The sequence below is a fragment of the Falsiruegeria mediterranea M17 genome (assembly GCF_900302455.1).
Taxonomy (GTDB): Bacteria; Pseudomonadota; Alphaproteobacteria; order Rhodobacterales; family Rhodobacteraceae; genus Falsiruegeria; species Falsiruegeria mediterranea.
This window is the reverse complement of the sequence record NZ_ONZG01000019.1, coordinates 1-15,454: the sequence shown is the minus strand read 5'-3', so window position 1 is coordinate 15,454 and position 15,454 is coordinate 1. Positions and strand designations below refer to the sequence as shown.

The following is a 15,454-nucleotide window of genomic DNA, read 5'->3' as shown; positions in this document are numbered from 1 at the left end:
TTCATCGGGGGTTCAGAGTCACCTTATCGGGGTTTCAGAGTCGTTACTTACCAAGATTTTGACCTTTGCTGTTTGATTCAAAAGGAAATTTCCCGGAAAGACATGTCCTGTAACTGATAGATAACACAAAACTAACAAGCCAAAAAAGTTTCACCACACCCAAGCTTGCGCTATATTCGCACCACCATCCCCTTATTTTGCTGAGAAAATTCAAACGACCTGCGCGTTTTCCTTTCATGTGTCGCCTTTTTCGGTATCATGGGGAAAACACAGCACATCGAGCGGATTTCAAACAGGTTCCCCCATGGCCAAGGACAGCACCTCTCTGCCCCCCTATTTCAACATCGACCCCGACGCGGCCCTGGCCGAGCTGGACTTACCCACAGACACAGGCGGCTTTGCCGAGATTGCCGAGGCCTGCACCCGGGGTCGGGCGGACCTGGCCAGCCGGGGTATGGATGAGGAAGGGCGCAAATCCCTGCGCCTGTTTTCCACATGGGAGATCACCCGCTATCTGATCCCCGTGGCCCAGGCCCATTTCCGCCGCGTGCTCAAGCAGAACCCCGACTTGCCCCAGGGCCAGTCCGAGACCGAGGGCGGCGCCAAGTGGTTCACCCTGGATGAGGTGCTGCGGCTCAGGGCGTTCTTTGGCGCGCAAGGGTCAAAGGCCAAGAACTACCTCCCCTATCGGCCCGCCGGGCAACCCGCCAAACTGGTGGCAGTGGCAAACTTCAAGGGCGGCGTCGGCAAGACATCCACGGCGGCGCATCTGGCCATGTCGGCGGCTCTGGATGGCTACAAGGTGCTGGTGGTGGATCTGGACAGCCAGGGATCGATGACGTCGATCTTTGGTGGCCGGGTCGAGGATGAGTGGCACACCGCCTTCCCGCTGCTGGCGCGCCACTATGGCGAGTATCTGCGCATCGAGAACCAGCGCCGCCTGGATCGTGGAGACGCGCCACAGCCCCTGGACGAGGCGCTGAGCGCCGCCATGGACATGACAGCGCGTGACGTCATCCAATCCACCCATTGGCCCAACATCGACCTTATCGGCGCGCAGCTGAACCTCTATTGGGCGGAATTCCAGATCCCGGTCTGGCGCATGCAGGCGCGCGGCTGGAAGCTGTGGGATGCGCTCACTGACCGGCTCGAGGCGGATGGTGTCCTTGATGACTATGATCTCGTATTCATCGATACGCCCCCGGCGCTTGGCTATCTGACCATCAACGGGCTGGCGGCGGCGGACATCCTGCTGGTGCCCATGGGGGCATCGTTTCTGGAGTTCGACAGCACGGGGCGCTTTTTCGACATGCTGCATTCCACCTTTGCCAGCATCGAGGATGGCGAGAATATCGCCGCCCGTGCCCTGGGGCGACCCGAAATGGGCTTTGAATGGGACGCGGTGCGCACGGTGATCACCCGATATGACGGCGCGCAACAGGGCGAACTTTCGGCTCTGATGCAGGCTTATCTGGGCAAAACCTTGTCCCCCCACCGACAGGATTTCACCGCCCTCATTGGCCAGGCTGGCGAGCAGGTGAATGGCATCTACGAGGCCGATTACCGCGATTTCAACCGCGAGACCTATGCGCGCGGCCGCGAAACATTCGACGCCACCTATGCCGCCTTCAAGCGCCTGCTTCTGGGTGTCTGGCGGCGTGGCGAACTCGACGCACAACAAGCTGCAGAATAACAGACCCTAACAAGGGCTATTCGGAGGAGCAGATATGGCAAAACGCAAACGGCTGACCCCCGCCCAACCCGGCTTTCTGGGCACATCACAAGCCGCACCCGAAACCAAGGCGATGCCGGTGGGTATGAACGCCCCAATCGCGCAAGTGGCGGGCGAAGCCTCGGCGACGGCGGCACTTGCCGAGGTGAGTGAAGCACTGGCGACGGCGCGCGCCGAGGGGCGGATGCTGGAACTGCTGGATCTGGATGTGATCGACGAACGCCACCTGGTGCGCGATCGTCTGGAGCAGAACGAAGAAGAGATGGAGTCGCTTGTCGAAAGCTTGCGCGCGCGCGGCCAGCAGATGCCGGTCGAGGTGGTTGCCCTGCCTGACGCAGCCGGTGGGCGGACCCATGGTCTGATCTCGGGCTGGCGACGGCTGACGGCGCTGAAAAGACTCTACAAAGAGACATCAGACCCGAAATTTGCCAAGGTCCGCGCCATGGTGATCACGCCGGATACCGCCCAGGATGCTTATGTGGCGATGGTCGAAGAAAACGAAATCCGGGTGAACCTGAGCCATTACGAGCGCGCCCGCATTGCCGTGCGGGCGATGAAGGAAGAGGTCTATCCGACACAGCGCGCCGCCCTGCAGGGGCTCTTTGCCAATGCCACCCGGTCCAAGCGGTCAAAAATTGGCACCTTCATGATGCTGGTCGATGCCTTTGACGCGACGCTCTGGTACCCCTCGGCGATCAGCGAAAAGCTGGGTCTGGCGCTTGCGCGCGAGATGGTGCGGGACCCCGGGTTCGCGGATGCACTGAAAGAGCGGTTGAAAGAGACGCCTCGTGACAGTGCCGGCGCCGAGATGCGGGTCCTGGCCCAGGCTGTCACGGAACGCCAGCCCCCTGCCCCGGCGGCAGACCCCGAGCCTGCTCCACGGCCCCGCATCCGCTCGACCGCGCAGAACCCGGCCAAGGGCGAGCGCATCATCACGCAAGTGACAGCTGGGATCGAGATGCGGTTTACCCCGGATCAGAGCCGTATTGAGCTGGTCGGCGACGGTGTGACCGAGGCCTTGGTCGAACTGATCCAGGACGCCATCCGCCGCGCCTGATCGCTTTTGAAATGATGAAGGGGGTGTCGCAGGATTGTGCGGCACCCCCTTTGATTAGACCCTAATCGAGTCTATTTGTTTCGCGCGCGAAACGTTTCGTTAGGGATTACCGCCCCACCCCAAGGTACATTTCAAACCCGGCCCGCTTGGCGGATTTCTCGGTGTAGATGTTGCGCAGGTCGACCATGCGGGGCGTTTCCATCTTCTTGGCCATCTGCTTGAGATCCAGCGCCCGGAATTCGTTCCACTCGGTCAGCAGCACCACCAGATCGGCGTTGCGCACAGCGTGATAGGGATCGTCCATCCACTTCACACCCGGCAGCAGGTCTTCGCCCTCGGCAAAGCCCTGCGGGTCCACCACGCGCACCTTGGCGCCGCCACCAATCAGGGCCGGCACGATGGTCAGGCTGGGGGCGTCGCGCATGTCGTCTGTGTTGGGTTTGAAGGTCACCCCCAGCACCGCCACGGTCTTGCCGTTGAACGATCCATCCAGCGCATCGCGCAGCTTTTCGACCATGCGGTTCTTGACCTCGTCATTGACGCGCATGACCGTCTCGGTGATCTGCATCGGATAGGCGTGGTCCTGACCGATGCGCGCCAGGGCGGCGGTGTCCTTGGGAAAACACGAGCCGCCATAGCCGGGGCCTGCGTGCAGAAATTTGTTGCCGATCCGCCCATCCAGGCCGATGCCACGTGCGACTTCTTTCACGTCTGCGCCGACCCGCTCACACAGTCCGGCGATTTCATTGATGAAGGTGATCTTGGTGGCAAGGAATGCGTTGGCCGCGTATTTGATCATCTCGGCGCTTTCCAGATCGGTGGTCAGGATCGGGAAGTCGCGCAGGTAGAGCGGCCGGTAGATGTCGGCCATCACTTCGGCGGCACGCTCGTTTTGAACGCCGACAACCACGCGGTCGGGGTGCATGAAATCGTCGATGGCCGCCCCTTCGCGCAGGAACTCGGGATTGCTCGCCACATCAAACTCGGCCTGCGGGTTGGCCTTGAGGATGGTCTGTTTCACCTGACGATTGGTGCCAAGGGGGACGGTGGATTTGGTCACCACCACGGTATAGCCGGTCATGGCCTGTGCGATCTCTTGGGCAGCTGCCATCACATAGGTCAGGTCCGCGTGCCCGTCGCCACGCCGCGTCGGGGTGCCCACGGCGATGAATACCGCATCGGCCCCATCCACGGCCGCCGCCAGATCGGTGGTGAAACTCAGCCGCCCCGCGGCCACGTTTTTGGCCATCAGAGCCTCAAGCCCCGGCTCATAGATTGGCACCTGTCCTGCCTGCAGCATCTCGATCTTGGCTTCTGCCTTGTCGACACAAATCACGTCATGGCCAAAGTCCGAGAAACAGACGCCCGAGACCAACCCGACATAGCCCGTTCCAATCATTGCAATCCGCATTGCCCTACCTCTTTTGTGCCTGCCTGTTTGGGGTCACCTTTGACCGTTCCTGCGCAGGTTTCAATTGTCTGATGTCCAGGGGGCCTCTTAGACCCCGTAATAGTCCCGATACCAGGTCACGAACTGTGCGATGCCCTTGGCGACGGGTGTTTTCAACTCCACTCCGGTCAGATCCTGCAACAATGTGGTGTCGGCCCAGGTCGCAGGCACGTCGCCTGGTTGCATGGGCAGCATGGTCTTCACGGCCTCTTGCCCGATGGCGGTTTCGATCGCCTGGATGAAATCCATCAGCGCCACGGGGCTGTTCATGCCGATGTTGACGGCGCGAAACGGGGCCACCGGGCTCAGGCTGTCATGCGCGCCCACGGGGGCGTCGTCCGGCACCGCATCGCCAAGCGCCAGGATGGCCGTGACCAGGTCGTCGATATAGGTGAAATCGCGGCGCATCTCGCCGTTGTTGTAAACGTCGATCGGCTCACCGTTCAGGATCGCGCGGGTGAATTTGAAATAGGCCATGTCGGGCCGACCCCAGGGGCCATAGACGGTAAAGAACCGGAACATGGTGGTGGGCAGGCCATAAAGGTGGGCATAGGAGTGGGCCATCGCCTCGTTTGCCTTTTTGGTGGCGGCATAGAACGACATCTGGCTGTCGACCTTGTCCACCTCGCGGTAGGGCATATCCGTGTTGGCGCCGTAGACCGAGCTGGTGGAGGCCAGAAGCATATGCTCGGGCGGGTAGGCGCGCGCGGCCTCGAGCAGCTCATACGTGCCGATCAGATTGGCCTCGAGGTAGTCGCGCGGCGCATCGATGGAATGGCGCACCCCGGCCTGTGCGGCCAGATGGATGACACGGGCCGGGCGGTGCTGCTCAAACAGGGCGCGCAGCAGGCCGGGCTCTTCGAGTTTGCCCTGAACCGAGGTGAACCCGTCGCGGGCGGTCAGCCGGTCCAGGCGGGCCTGTTTCAGGGCAGGGTCATAATAGGCATTGAGACTGTCGAGCCCCACAACCCGGTGGCCCGCGTCCAGCAGACGGTGACTGAGAGCTGAGCCGATGAAGCCGGCCGCGCCGGTAACGAGGATAGTACGCATGTAGGTTGCGTAGCCATTCCGGTGTGGCGCTGTCAAACTCTTCTCTGCCCTGTCCGTGCAGAGCCTCTTTTGGGGCGGCTACCTGTCATGGTTGTGTCGTGGCGGGCTTTTGCTGGCGGGGGCTGATAGCGCACAAACTATCTTGGCAAAACGCCTGCTTCACAGTAACAAGCGACAGCCGAAATTGTTTAATAGAATTGTTATGTCACTAGCTCTTATCGTCCTGGCAGCGGGAAAAGGAACGCGGATGCGTTCAGCCGATCCCAAGGTCCTTCACAAGGTGGCCGGTGTGCCCATGGTGATCCACGCGTTGAACGCAGCGGCCCCGCTTGCGCCCGAGCGGCGTCTGGTTGTGGTGGGTCACGGCGGCGCGGCTGTACGGGCCCAGGTGCAAGCCCATGATGCCAGCATCGAATTTGTCGACCAGACCGAACAGCTGGGCACCGGGCATGCAGTGGATCAGGCCCGCGCGGCGCTGGCCGATTTCGACGGCGATGTTGCAGTCCTGTTGGGGGATACGCCCTTCATCAGCCCCGACACCCTGTCCCGGATCCGCGACCGGCGCGCCGAGGGCAGCGATCTGGTGGTGCTGGGGTTCGAGGCCGCAGATCCCGGCAAATACGGGCGTCTGGTGGCGCAGGGCGACCGTCTGGAGCGGATTGTCGAGGCCAAGGACGCCACGCCCGAAGAGCTGGCCATCCGGCTGTGCAATTCGGGGGTGATCTGTGCCGATCGCGCCCTGATGTTTGATCTGATCGCGCAGTTGAACGACGACAATGCCAGCGGCGAATATTACCTGACCGACATCATCGGTCTGGCCAATGATGCGGGCCGGACCTGTTCGGTGGTGGTCTGTGACGAGGCCGAGACCCTGGGCGTGAACTCGCGAATCGATCTGGCGGCGGCGGATGGTATTTTCCAGGCCCGCGCGCGGCAGGCCGCGATGGCGGCAGGGGTGACCCTGCAGGCCCCCGACACGGTCTATTTTTCCTATGACACCCAGTTGGGCCAGGATGTGATTGTCGAGCCGAATGTGGTTTTTGGTCTGGGGGTTAGGGTCGAAGATGGCGTCACTATACGGGCGTTTTCGCACCTTGAAGGTTGCCATGTGGCACCGGGCGCCACGGTTGGTCCCTATGCCCGTTTGCGCCCCGGAAGCACCATTGGTGCAGGCGCCCGTGTGGGCAATTTCGTCGAAACCAAGAACGCCGATATCGCGGCAGGTGCGAAACTCAATCATTTGAGCTATATTGGCGATGCAGAGGTCGGGGCGGAGGCCAATATCGGCGCCGGGACGATCACCTGCAACTACGACGGGGTTTCCAAGCACCGGACTGAAATCGGGGCGGGGGCTTTTATTGGATCGAATGCTTCACTGGTCGCTCCGGTCAGTGTCGGGGCTGGTGCCATTGTGGGTGCCGGGTCTGTGGTGACGCGCAATGTGCCGGATCATGCGCTCGCTGTTGCGCGGGCAGATCAGAAAACGTTGCCGGACCTGGCGCGAAAGCTGCGCGAGCGGCGCTTGGCCATGAAGGCCAAGAAGTGATGCTGAATTTTGTAAACTGAGGTATTTATCATGTGTGGAATTGTCGGCGTATTGGGACAGCATCAGGCGGCCCCCATTCTGGTTGAAGGATTGAAGCGGCTCGAATACCGGGGCTATGACAGCGCCGGTATCGCAACCGTGCACGAAAACCGTCTGGATCGGCGCCGCGCCCTGGGCAAGCTGGTCAACCTGAGCGATCTGCTGGTGCATCAGCCGCTGGCGGGCACCGTTGGCATCGGCCACACCCGCTGGGCCACCCATGGGGCGGCAACCACCGAAAACGCCCACCCGCATGCCCGTGGCCGGGTGGCCGTGGTTCACAATGGCATCATCGAGAACTATCGCGAGCTGCGCGCTTTCCTGGGCGAGCATCAGATGAAGCCGGAAACCGAAACCGACACCGAAACCGTGGCGATGCTGTGCGATTGGCACCTGACCCAGGGCTGTGGCCCGATCGAAGCGGCGATGAAAACCATTGCACAGCTCGAAGGCGCCTATGCGCTGTGCATCCTGTTTGACGGCGAAGACGACCTGATCGTTGCCGCCCGCAAGGGCAGCCCGTTGGCTGTCGGCTGGGGCCAGAGCGAGATGTTCGTGGGCTCTGATGCGCTGGCGCTGGCGCCGATGACCGATGAGATCACCTATCTCGAAGAGGGCGACATCGCCGTCATGTCCCGGGCCGGCGCGATCTTTTTCGATGCGGCACAGAACACCGTGGAACGCGAGCGTCGCAAGGTGAATGTGGATGCCTCGGCGGTTGACAAGGGTGGCTATCGCCACTTCATGGCCAAGGAAATTGCCGAGCAATCCTCGGTTCTGGCAGCGGCGGTCAAATTCTACCTGTCGGGCCGCGAAGGTCAGACGATGCTGGAAAACGATCTGGACTTCACCAATATCGACCGGGTGGTGATGGTGGCCTGTGGCACGGCATCCCTGGCCTGTTTCACCGCGAAATACTGGTTCGAACAAATCGCGGGCGTGCCGGTGGAAATCGATATCGCGTCCGAATTCCGCTATCGCGAACCGCCGATCTCGGATCGGACCCTGGCGATTTTTGTCAGCCAGTCGGGAGAGACGGCAGATACGCTGGCGGCGCTGCGCTATTGCGCGGGCAAGGCGGGCAAGATCGTGTCGGTGGTGAATGTCGCCGAAAGCTCGATCGCGCGCGAAAGCGATGTGGTTCTGCCGATCCTGGCCGGTCCGGAAATCGGCGTGGCCTCGACCAAGGCGTTCACCTGTCAGCTGGTGGTCCTGGCGGCCATGGCCCTGCAAGCGGCACGTCAGCGTAAAGTGCTGCCCGCAGAGGCCTTGTCCAAGCTTGAGGACCAGTTGCTCCAGATGCCGGGGCTGATGGCGGATGTCATGACCTGCGAAGGTCAGGTCAAGGCGATCAGTCAGCAGCTGGCCCGCTTCAAGGATGCGATCTTCCTGGGGCGTGGGGCGATGTACCCGCTGGCCCTTGAGGGCGCGCTGAAGCTCAAGGAGATCAGCTATATCCACGCCGAAGGCTATGCCAGCGGCGAGCTCAAGCATGGCCCCATCGCGCTGATCGATGACGACATGCCGGTGGTGGTGATCGCGCCGCATGACGAGATGTTCGACAAGACCGTCTCCAACATGCAGGAGGTCATGGCGCGCGGCGGCAAGATCGTGATGCTGTCGGATGCCAAGGGTCTGGCCGAAGCAGGGGGCGAGACCTGGCAGCAGATCGAAGTGCCGCAGATCGAAGGGCCCTTTGCCCCGATCGCTTATGCGGTGCCGATCCAATTGCTGGCCTATCACACGGCGGTTGAAAAGGGCACCGATGTGGACCAGCCGCGCAACCTGGCGAAATCCGTGACGGTCGAGTGATCGGCGTTTTGCCGGACCTTTAGAGAGCAAGATGTTTTGGACCCGCCTCCCTATTTGGGGAGGCGGGTTTTTTTCGCGCTTGGCGTGTGTCTGGAAATGGCGTGATACCCCCCCATTCCCAGCCGCAAAACCCGCCTTTGAGCCAACGGCGAGATGCAGAGATTTTGTGCTTATTTTGGCATAATAGACTCTAAATTGGTGAAACATATGATGCGTACGGCACATCGGCTGCAGATATGCTAACCGATTGTTGACAGGTGGGGGGTAAACCCGCAGTTTGATGCGCAAAATTAACACACAATTATCAGAGGCCGAGGCGATGCCCGCATTTACCAGCAGTGATTCATTCCTGAGAAACTCGAACAAGACCTGGAGCTATTCCACGCCGAACAGCGACACGATGCGGTTCGAGGTGCGGGGGGGCGACTATTATGACAACCCGCTGGCCCCGCCGGAGCTGGACGATGAGGCTCAGGGCAAGAACCGAAGCGAGATTTCCTCGCTGAAATATACCCAATATGGGCGGAAATTTACGCTGGATTTCGATTTTCAGGTTGAATCCGGTGCGGCGAACAATGCCCCCTGGCTGCTTTTGGCGCAGTTCCACCAGACCGAGGACAAGAACCCGGACGGCTCGTCTAAGGATGGCCCGGCCAGCCCGCCCTTTGCGGTACAGATGCGGGGGGAGCGCCTGGAGATCACCGGCCGGACCGACCCCAACCCGGTGACCTTGTCGACGCCGGAACGGATCTCGGTGCCCCCCTACAATACTCCGGCGACCAACACGCTGTATCTGGATTCCAATCCGCTGCCGCGGGACACGTGGATCAACCTGCGCATCGAAATCGTCTTTGACTATAATGTTGGCGGCAGTGGCATGCTCAAGGTCTGGCGCGACAATGTGCAGATCGTCGATTATTCCGGGCCCATCGGGTATAACGACACGGTTGCCCCCTACCTGCAGATGGGCGTCTATCGCGGCGCCACAAGCGAGACCTTTGCCGCGCAGTTCCGCGATGTGACCTATACCGGTGCGGGCGATCCGCCACCGATCAACGGCACGGCAGGGGATGATGACCTGCAGGCCAATCTGGTCGGTTTCTTCGAGGACGAGGTGCTCAACGGTTATGGCGGCAACGATACCCTGAACGGGGGCGTCGGAGCCGACACCATGAATGGCGGCGCGGGCAACGATGAATATTTCGTCGACAACGTGAATGACGTGGTCAACGAGCGCGAAGGCGGCGCGGATGCGGGCGGTCACGACCAGATCAAAACCTGGGTGACCCGCACCATGGAAGCCGAGATCGAAGATCTGCTGATGCTGGGGGATGACAATATTTCTGCCACCGGCAATGCCAAGGCAAACAAGATTCAGGGCAACAGTGGCAACAACACCATAAGCGGCCTGGGCGGTGATGATGAATTGCTGGCCAATGGGGGCAACGACAGCGTCGATGGTGGTGCGGGCAATGACACGGTCCACGGTGATATCGGCAATGACACGGTTCTGGGCGGCACCGGCAATGACGAAGTTTATGGTGACGCGGGCAATGACAGCCTGCTGGGCGGCGCCGGCAATGACACGCTCTATGGCGGCACCGGACAGAACACCCTGGCCGGTGGGGCGGGTGACGATGTCTATGTGATCGAAAACGCCACGGACGTGATTTCCGAAGGGGTCGGTGATGGCACCGATACGGTGCGCTCGGCCGTCAGTTTTGACGCTGGTGCAGCCAATTCGATTGAGATCGTCAATACCATCGATGTGCGCGGCACCCAGGCGATCAACCTGATCGCCACCGACGGGGACAACGAAGTGCGCGGCAACGATGGCGTCAACCGCTTGCAGGGGCGGGGCGGCGACGACCTGCTGCAGGGCTATGCGGGCAATGACACGCTGATCGGGGACGCGGGCAATGACACGCTGACCGGTGGCGCCGGGGTCGACAGCATGGTCGGCGGCGCGGGCAACGACCAGTATGATGTGGACGCCGTCGGGGAAACCGTGGTCGAGGCTGCCGGTGGCGGCAGCGATACGGTACGGGCGTCTGCGAATTTCGACGCCGGGCTGACCAATGAGATCGAGGTGATCAATGCCACCGACACCAGCCTGACCACAGCGCTGAACCTGTCGGGGTCGAACACCAATAACGAAATCCGCGGCACCAACGGGGAAAACGTGCTGCTGGGTCGCGGTGGCAACGACCTGCTGCAGGGCTATGCCGGGGATGACACGCTGGATGGCGGTGACGGCAATGACACCGCCTTTGGTGGTGCGGGCAATGACAGCCTGTCTGGCGGTGCGGGGGCTGACAGCCTGTCCGGTGAGGCCGGCGATGACACGGTGAATGCGGGATCCGGGGCCAATACCGTCTTTGGCGGAGATGGCAACGACAGCATCACCGCAGGCGACAACAACGACAGCCTGCTGGGCCAGGACGGTCAGGATACGATCCTGGGCGGCGGCGGCGCCGATACCCTGTTCGGGGGGCTCGGCAACGACAGCATGGACGGTGGCGCAGGCGCCGACAACCTGTCCGGCAACGAGGGGGACGATACGCTGTTGGGCGGCACCGGCTCGGACACGCTGTTTGGCGGAACCGGCCGGGACTCGCTGGAAGGTGGCGATGATGCCGACGAGCTTTATGGCAACGAAGGCGTTGATACGCTGGTCGGCGGCGGCGGCAATGACACCCTGCGCGGGGGCACGGCGGATATTCCCGACAACGGTGGCGAGATGCGCGGCGGGGCTGGCGACGACATCTATTTTGTCGAAGCCATCAACACCAACATCGTGGAAACCGCGGGCAACGGCACCGACACGGTGCGCACCACGGTGGACGTGCACCTGGACGCCAGTTCCGACATCGAGGTGCTGCGGGTCGACAATGAGGCCAGCACCAATGCGGTGGATCTGACCGGTTCGGACATCGACAACGAATTGCGCGGCAATGCCGGCGCCAACACCCTGCGCGGTGGGGCAGGCAATGACACCCTGCGCGGCTTTGGCGGCGATGACGTCTATTACGTGGACAGCAGCACCGATGTGGTGATCGAAGCGGCCGGCGGCGGCAACGACAAGATCCTGACCGAGACCTCTTATTCGCTCAGCTCGACCATGGATATTGAAACCGTCGAGGTGACACCAAGTGCTTCGCGGGTCGATGTTACCCTGGTGGGCAACCAGTTGAACAACCGTCTGGTGGGCGCAAACGGAGACGACAGCCTGGTCGGCAACGATGGCGATGACACGCTGGTGGCGGGCGAAGGCAACGACACGATCAACGGTGGCGCGGGCAACGACACGCTGGTGCTGGCGGATGTGAAATCAACCGAGGTCACGGCCACGGCAGGCCCCACCAGCATGCGATTGCAGACACTGTTGGGGGAAAAGGTGATCTCGGACACGGTCGAGACCATCCAGTTCGAAGATACGACTCTGACGTATACTCAGGCCAGCACCCTGATGACGAACATTCAGCTGCCCACCCAATTGGCGGGTCCGGACAGCCTGACCGGTACAGAGGGCGCAGACACGCTGAACGGTGGCGGTGGCGCGGATACGCTCAACGGCCTGGGCGGTGATGACAAGCTTTATGGTGGTGATGATTTCGACACGCTGGACGGCGGCGCGGGCAATGACAGTCTCTATTCCGGGGTTGGCACCGGCAATGGCGCCGAAATGCGCGGTGGTGCGGGCAATGACACCTATTATGTCGATGCCGACGACTCGACCATCACCGAAACGGCCGGCAATGGCACGGATGTGGTCCGCGCCTCGGTTAGCTTTGCGCTGGCGGGCGATGACGACATCGAAACCCTGCAGGTCCACGATCAGTCCACCACCAATGACATCGCCCTGACCGGGTCGGACATCGACAACACGGTGCGCGGCAACGAAGGCGACAACACGCTGGACGGCGGCGCGGGCGACGACCTGATGGTCGGCTATGGCGGCGATGACCTGTATTTCGTGCGCCAGGCCGGGGACCAGGTCGTCGAAGGGCAGGGACAGGGTCGGGACACGATCCGCACCGGGATCGACCTGCAACTGGGTTCGACCCAGTTCATCGAAGAGCTGCGGGCGCTCGATGAAACCTCGACCACCGGCATGCGCCTGGTGGGCAACAACCTCGACAACGACATCTATGGCACCGATGGCAACGACAGCCTGGTGGGCAACGGCGGCAATGATCGGCTGTTCGTCCATGATGGCGATGACACGGTGCTGGGCGGGGCCGGCGTGGATGAGGTGGTGCTGGACATCGCCTCGACCCAGGCGTCGGGCACCCTGCAGGGGGTGCGGCTGCTGCTGCAGACCCCCAACGGCAGCAAGCTGATCAGCGAGGATGTCGAGCGGGTCGTCTTTACCGATCAGACCCTGACCTATGCCGAGGCGGCGCAGCTGACCTCGAACACGGCGATCACCGGCGATCTGACCGGCAACAACAGCCTGACCGGCACCGCGGGCGATGACGTGATCTATGCCGGGCGCGGCGACGACACGGTTGACGGCCTGGGCGGCAACGACCTGATCTATGGGGATGAGGGCGTGGATGTGCTGCAAGGTGGGGCGGGCAACGACACGCTCCACACCGGGGACGGAGCAGGCGGCACGCTTGCAGGTGGCACTGGTGACGATCTGTTTTATGTCACCGCCGAAAACACCACCGTGACCGAGGCCGCAAGCGGCGGCACCGACACCATCCGCACAACGGTCAGCGTGGCCCTGGCCGCCGGATCGCAGGTCGAGAACATTCAGGCCGATAACCTGAGTGGCATCGAGGGAATTTCCCTGACCGGTTCCAACATCGTCAACACGTTGCGCGGCAACGCGGGCAACAACACGCTTGATGGCGGGGCCGGGGCGGACCGGATGTTCGGCTATGGCGGCGATGACGTCTATCACGTGGATAATGCTGGTGACTTCACCTATGAGAGCGCGGGCGGCGGCACCGATACGGTCCTGACCACGGTGAACCGCACCTTGCGATCGGTCGATGAGATTGAGGTTCTGCGCGCCGCGGATGAAACCTCGACCACGGGCATGACCCTGATCGGCAACGGCATCAACAACCTGATTGCAGGCACCGATGGCGCAGATTCCCTGCGCGGTGGCGATGGTGACGATACGCTGGTGGCCCATGACGGCAATGACACCATCTATGGCGATGCGGGCACCGATGTGCTGCAGATGGATGTGAACTCGACCGAGGTGACCGGACGGCTCGGGGGCTCCTTGCTGGTGCTCTATACCCAGAACGGCGAATTGCGGGTGCACAACAGCACCGAGCAGATCGCCTTCCTGGATCGCACGCTCAGCTTTGCCGAGGCGACCCAGCTGGTCTCGAACAATCCGGTCCCGTCGGACCCGACCGGACCCAACGTGCTGGAAGGCACCCCAGGGGCGGATGTCATTGACGGTCAGGGCGGCAATGACACCATCAGTGGCCTGGGCGGCAATGATGACCTGCGCGGCAGTGACGGCGTCGACCTGCTGATCGGTGGTGATGGCAACGACACCCTGCGGTCAGGCGCATCGGACGACCCGAACAACGGCGGCGAGATGCGCGGCGGGGCGGGCGACGATGCCTACTATGTCGAAGCGGCCAACATGAGCATCGTCGAGACGGCGGGGCAGGGGAACGACCGGGTCTTTACCAATTTCAGCGTCACGCTGAGCGCCGATGACGAGATCGAGGAGCTGCGCGCCACCGATCTGAATTCGACCAACGTGATCAACCTGATCGGGTCCAACACCGACAACCTGATCCGGGGCAATGCCGGCAACAACGTGCTGGACGGCAAAGGTGGCGCCGACAACATGTACGGCTACGCCGGGGATGATGTCTATTACGTCGACAATGCTGGCGACCGGATCAACGAATGGGCGGGTAACGGCTTTGACATGATCCGCACCTCGGTCAATTTCACGCTCAGCTCGGTTCACTATATCGAACGCCTCGAAGTGCAGGGCACGGCGGGGCTGACCCTGGTTGGCAACCAGCTGGGACAGGGTCTGTTTGGCGGCACCGGCGGTGACTGGCTGGACGGCAAGGGTGGCGATGACACGCTGGTCGGCGGTTTTGGCGATGACACGCTTTATGGTGGCGACGGCACAGACCGGGCCGTGTTCGAAGTGGCCTCGACCCAGGTGACGGCATCCGCAGGGGCGACCAGCTTCCGGCTGCAATCCTCGGAAGGCAACGATTTCGTCCACAACAGTGTCGAATTCCTGGTCTTTACCGACACCATCCTGAGCTATGCCGATGCCTCTGTTCTCAAGGCGACAGTCGGCCCGGCCGTGCCGCCGATCAACGGCACGTCTGCAACGGAAACCCTGCACGGCACCGCTGCCAGCGAGCAGATCAATGGGTTGGGCGGGTATGACTGGATCATTCCGGGTCGTGGCAATGACACCGTGGATGGCGGGACGGGTCTGGACATGGTGTCCTATTCCGACGCGCCGGAAGTGGCCGGGCGGGGGACGAACTTCATGCTCGACCTCGATCTGGGCGGAGGGACTGCCAAAATCTTTGGCGGCGAGACCGACCAGCTGATCAGCATCGAACGGGCCACCGGTTCGATCTTTGCCGACGTGATGCGCGGCAGCGATGGCAATGACGAGATGCGCGGTCTGGGCGATTACGACTGGTTCATTGCGACGGCCGGCGACGACACGCTGGACGGCGGCAACGGGCAGGACATGATCACCTTCCTCGAGGCCGCATCCTCGGGCGCGGCGGTGGTCGAGACGGTGTTTTC

The 15,454-nt window shown here is 62.0% G+C and carries 7 protein-coding genes; 5 read left to right on the top strand and 2 right to left on the bottom strand.

The window, feature by feature from the left end:
• Positions 1–304 precede the first annotated feature (304 nt).
• Together TRM7615_RS23970 and TRM7615_RS23965 are read left to right on the top strand one after the other, a co-directional pair.
• Entirely contained in the window at positions 305–1,693 is a 1,389-nt protein-coding gene (locus TRM7615_RS23970; protein ID WP_108792510.1) for an AAA family ATPase, read from the top strand.
• A 34-nt stretch (positions 1,694–1,727) separates the two neighbouring features.
• Positions 1,728–2,789, top strand: a complete 1,062-nt coding sequence (locus TRM7615_RS23965) for a ParB/RepB/Spo0J family partition protein (protein WP_108792509.1) — start codon at positions 1,728–1,730, stop codon at positions 2,787–2,789.
• Positions 2,790–2,895: 106 nt separating this feature from the next.
• On the opposite strand, the gene TRM7615_RS23960 is transcribed toward TRM7615_RS23965, so the two are convergent.
• Positions 2,896–4,200: a UDP-glucose dehydrogenase family protein gene (locus tag TRM7615_RS23960; protein WP_108792508.1), complete on the bottom strand. Its 1,305-nt coding sequence runs from the start codon at positions 4,198–4,200 to the stop codon at positions 2,896–2,898.
• Positions 4,201–4,287: 87 nt separating this feature from the next.
• Positions 4,288–5,289 (bottom strand): NAD-dependent epimerase/dehydratase family protein, encoded by a 1,002-nt coding sequence (locus tag TRM7615_RS23955; protein ID WP_108792507.1) that lies wholly within the window; start codon positions 5,287–5,289, stop codon positions 4,288–4,290.
• 202 nt (positions 5,290–5,491) lie between these two features.
• Here TRM7615_RS23955 and glmU point away from each other — a divergent pair, with 202 nt between their 5' ends.
• The 3 genes from glmU to TRM7615_RS23940 form a co-directional block, all read left to right on the top strand.
• Complete coding sequence (gene glmU / locus TRM7615_RS23950; RefSeq protein ID WP_108792506.1) at positions 5,492–6,835, top strand: bifunctional UDP-N-acetylglucosamine diphosphorylase/glucosamine-1-phosphate N-acetyltransferase GlmU; 1,344 nt, start codon at positions 5,492–5,494, stop codon at positions 6,833–6,835.
• Positions 6,836–6,865: 30 nt separating this feature from the next.
• Positions 6,866–8,686 carry a glutamine--fructose-6-phosphate transaminase (isomerizing) gene (glmS, locus tag TRM7615_RS23945; protein ID WP_108792504.1) on the top strand — a complete coding sequence of 607 codons (1,821 nt, stop codon included), beginning with the start codon at positions 6,866–6,868 and terminating at the stop codon, positions 8,684–8,686.
• A 319-nt stretch (positions 8,687–9,005) separates the two neighbouring features.
• Positions 9,006–15,454: heparin lyase I family protein (locus TRM7615_RS23940; protein WP_108792502.1), on the top strand; the 6,449-nt coding region annotated here is incomplete at its 3' end.

Excerpts from the sequence above, each read along its gene's own strand:
- TRM7615_RS23970 (WP_108792510.1), top strand. The coding sequence starts at position 305 with ATGGCCAAGGACAGCACCTCTCTGCCCCCCTATTTCAACATCGACCCC.
- TRM7615_RS23965 (WP_108792509.1), top strand. The coding sequence starts at position 1,728 with ATGGCAAAACGCAAACGGCTGACCCCCGCCCAACCCGGCTTTCTGGGC.
- TRM7615_RS23960 (WP_108792508.1), bottom strand. The coding sequence starts at position 4,200 with ATGCGGATTGCAATGATTGGAACGGGCTATGTCGGGTTGGTCTCGGGC.
- TRM7615_RS23955 (WP_108792507.1), bottom strand. The coding sequence starts at position 5,289 with ATGCGTACTATCCTCGTTACCGGCGCGGCCGGCTTCATCGGCTCAGCT.
- glmU (WP_108792506.1), top strand. The coding sequence starts at position 5,492 with ATGTCACTAGCTCTTATCGTCCTGGCAGCGGGAAAAGGAACGCGGATG.
- glmS (WP_108792504.1), top strand. The coding sequence starts at position 6,866 with ATGTGTGGAATTGTCGGCGTATTGGGACAGCATCAGGCGGCCCCCATT.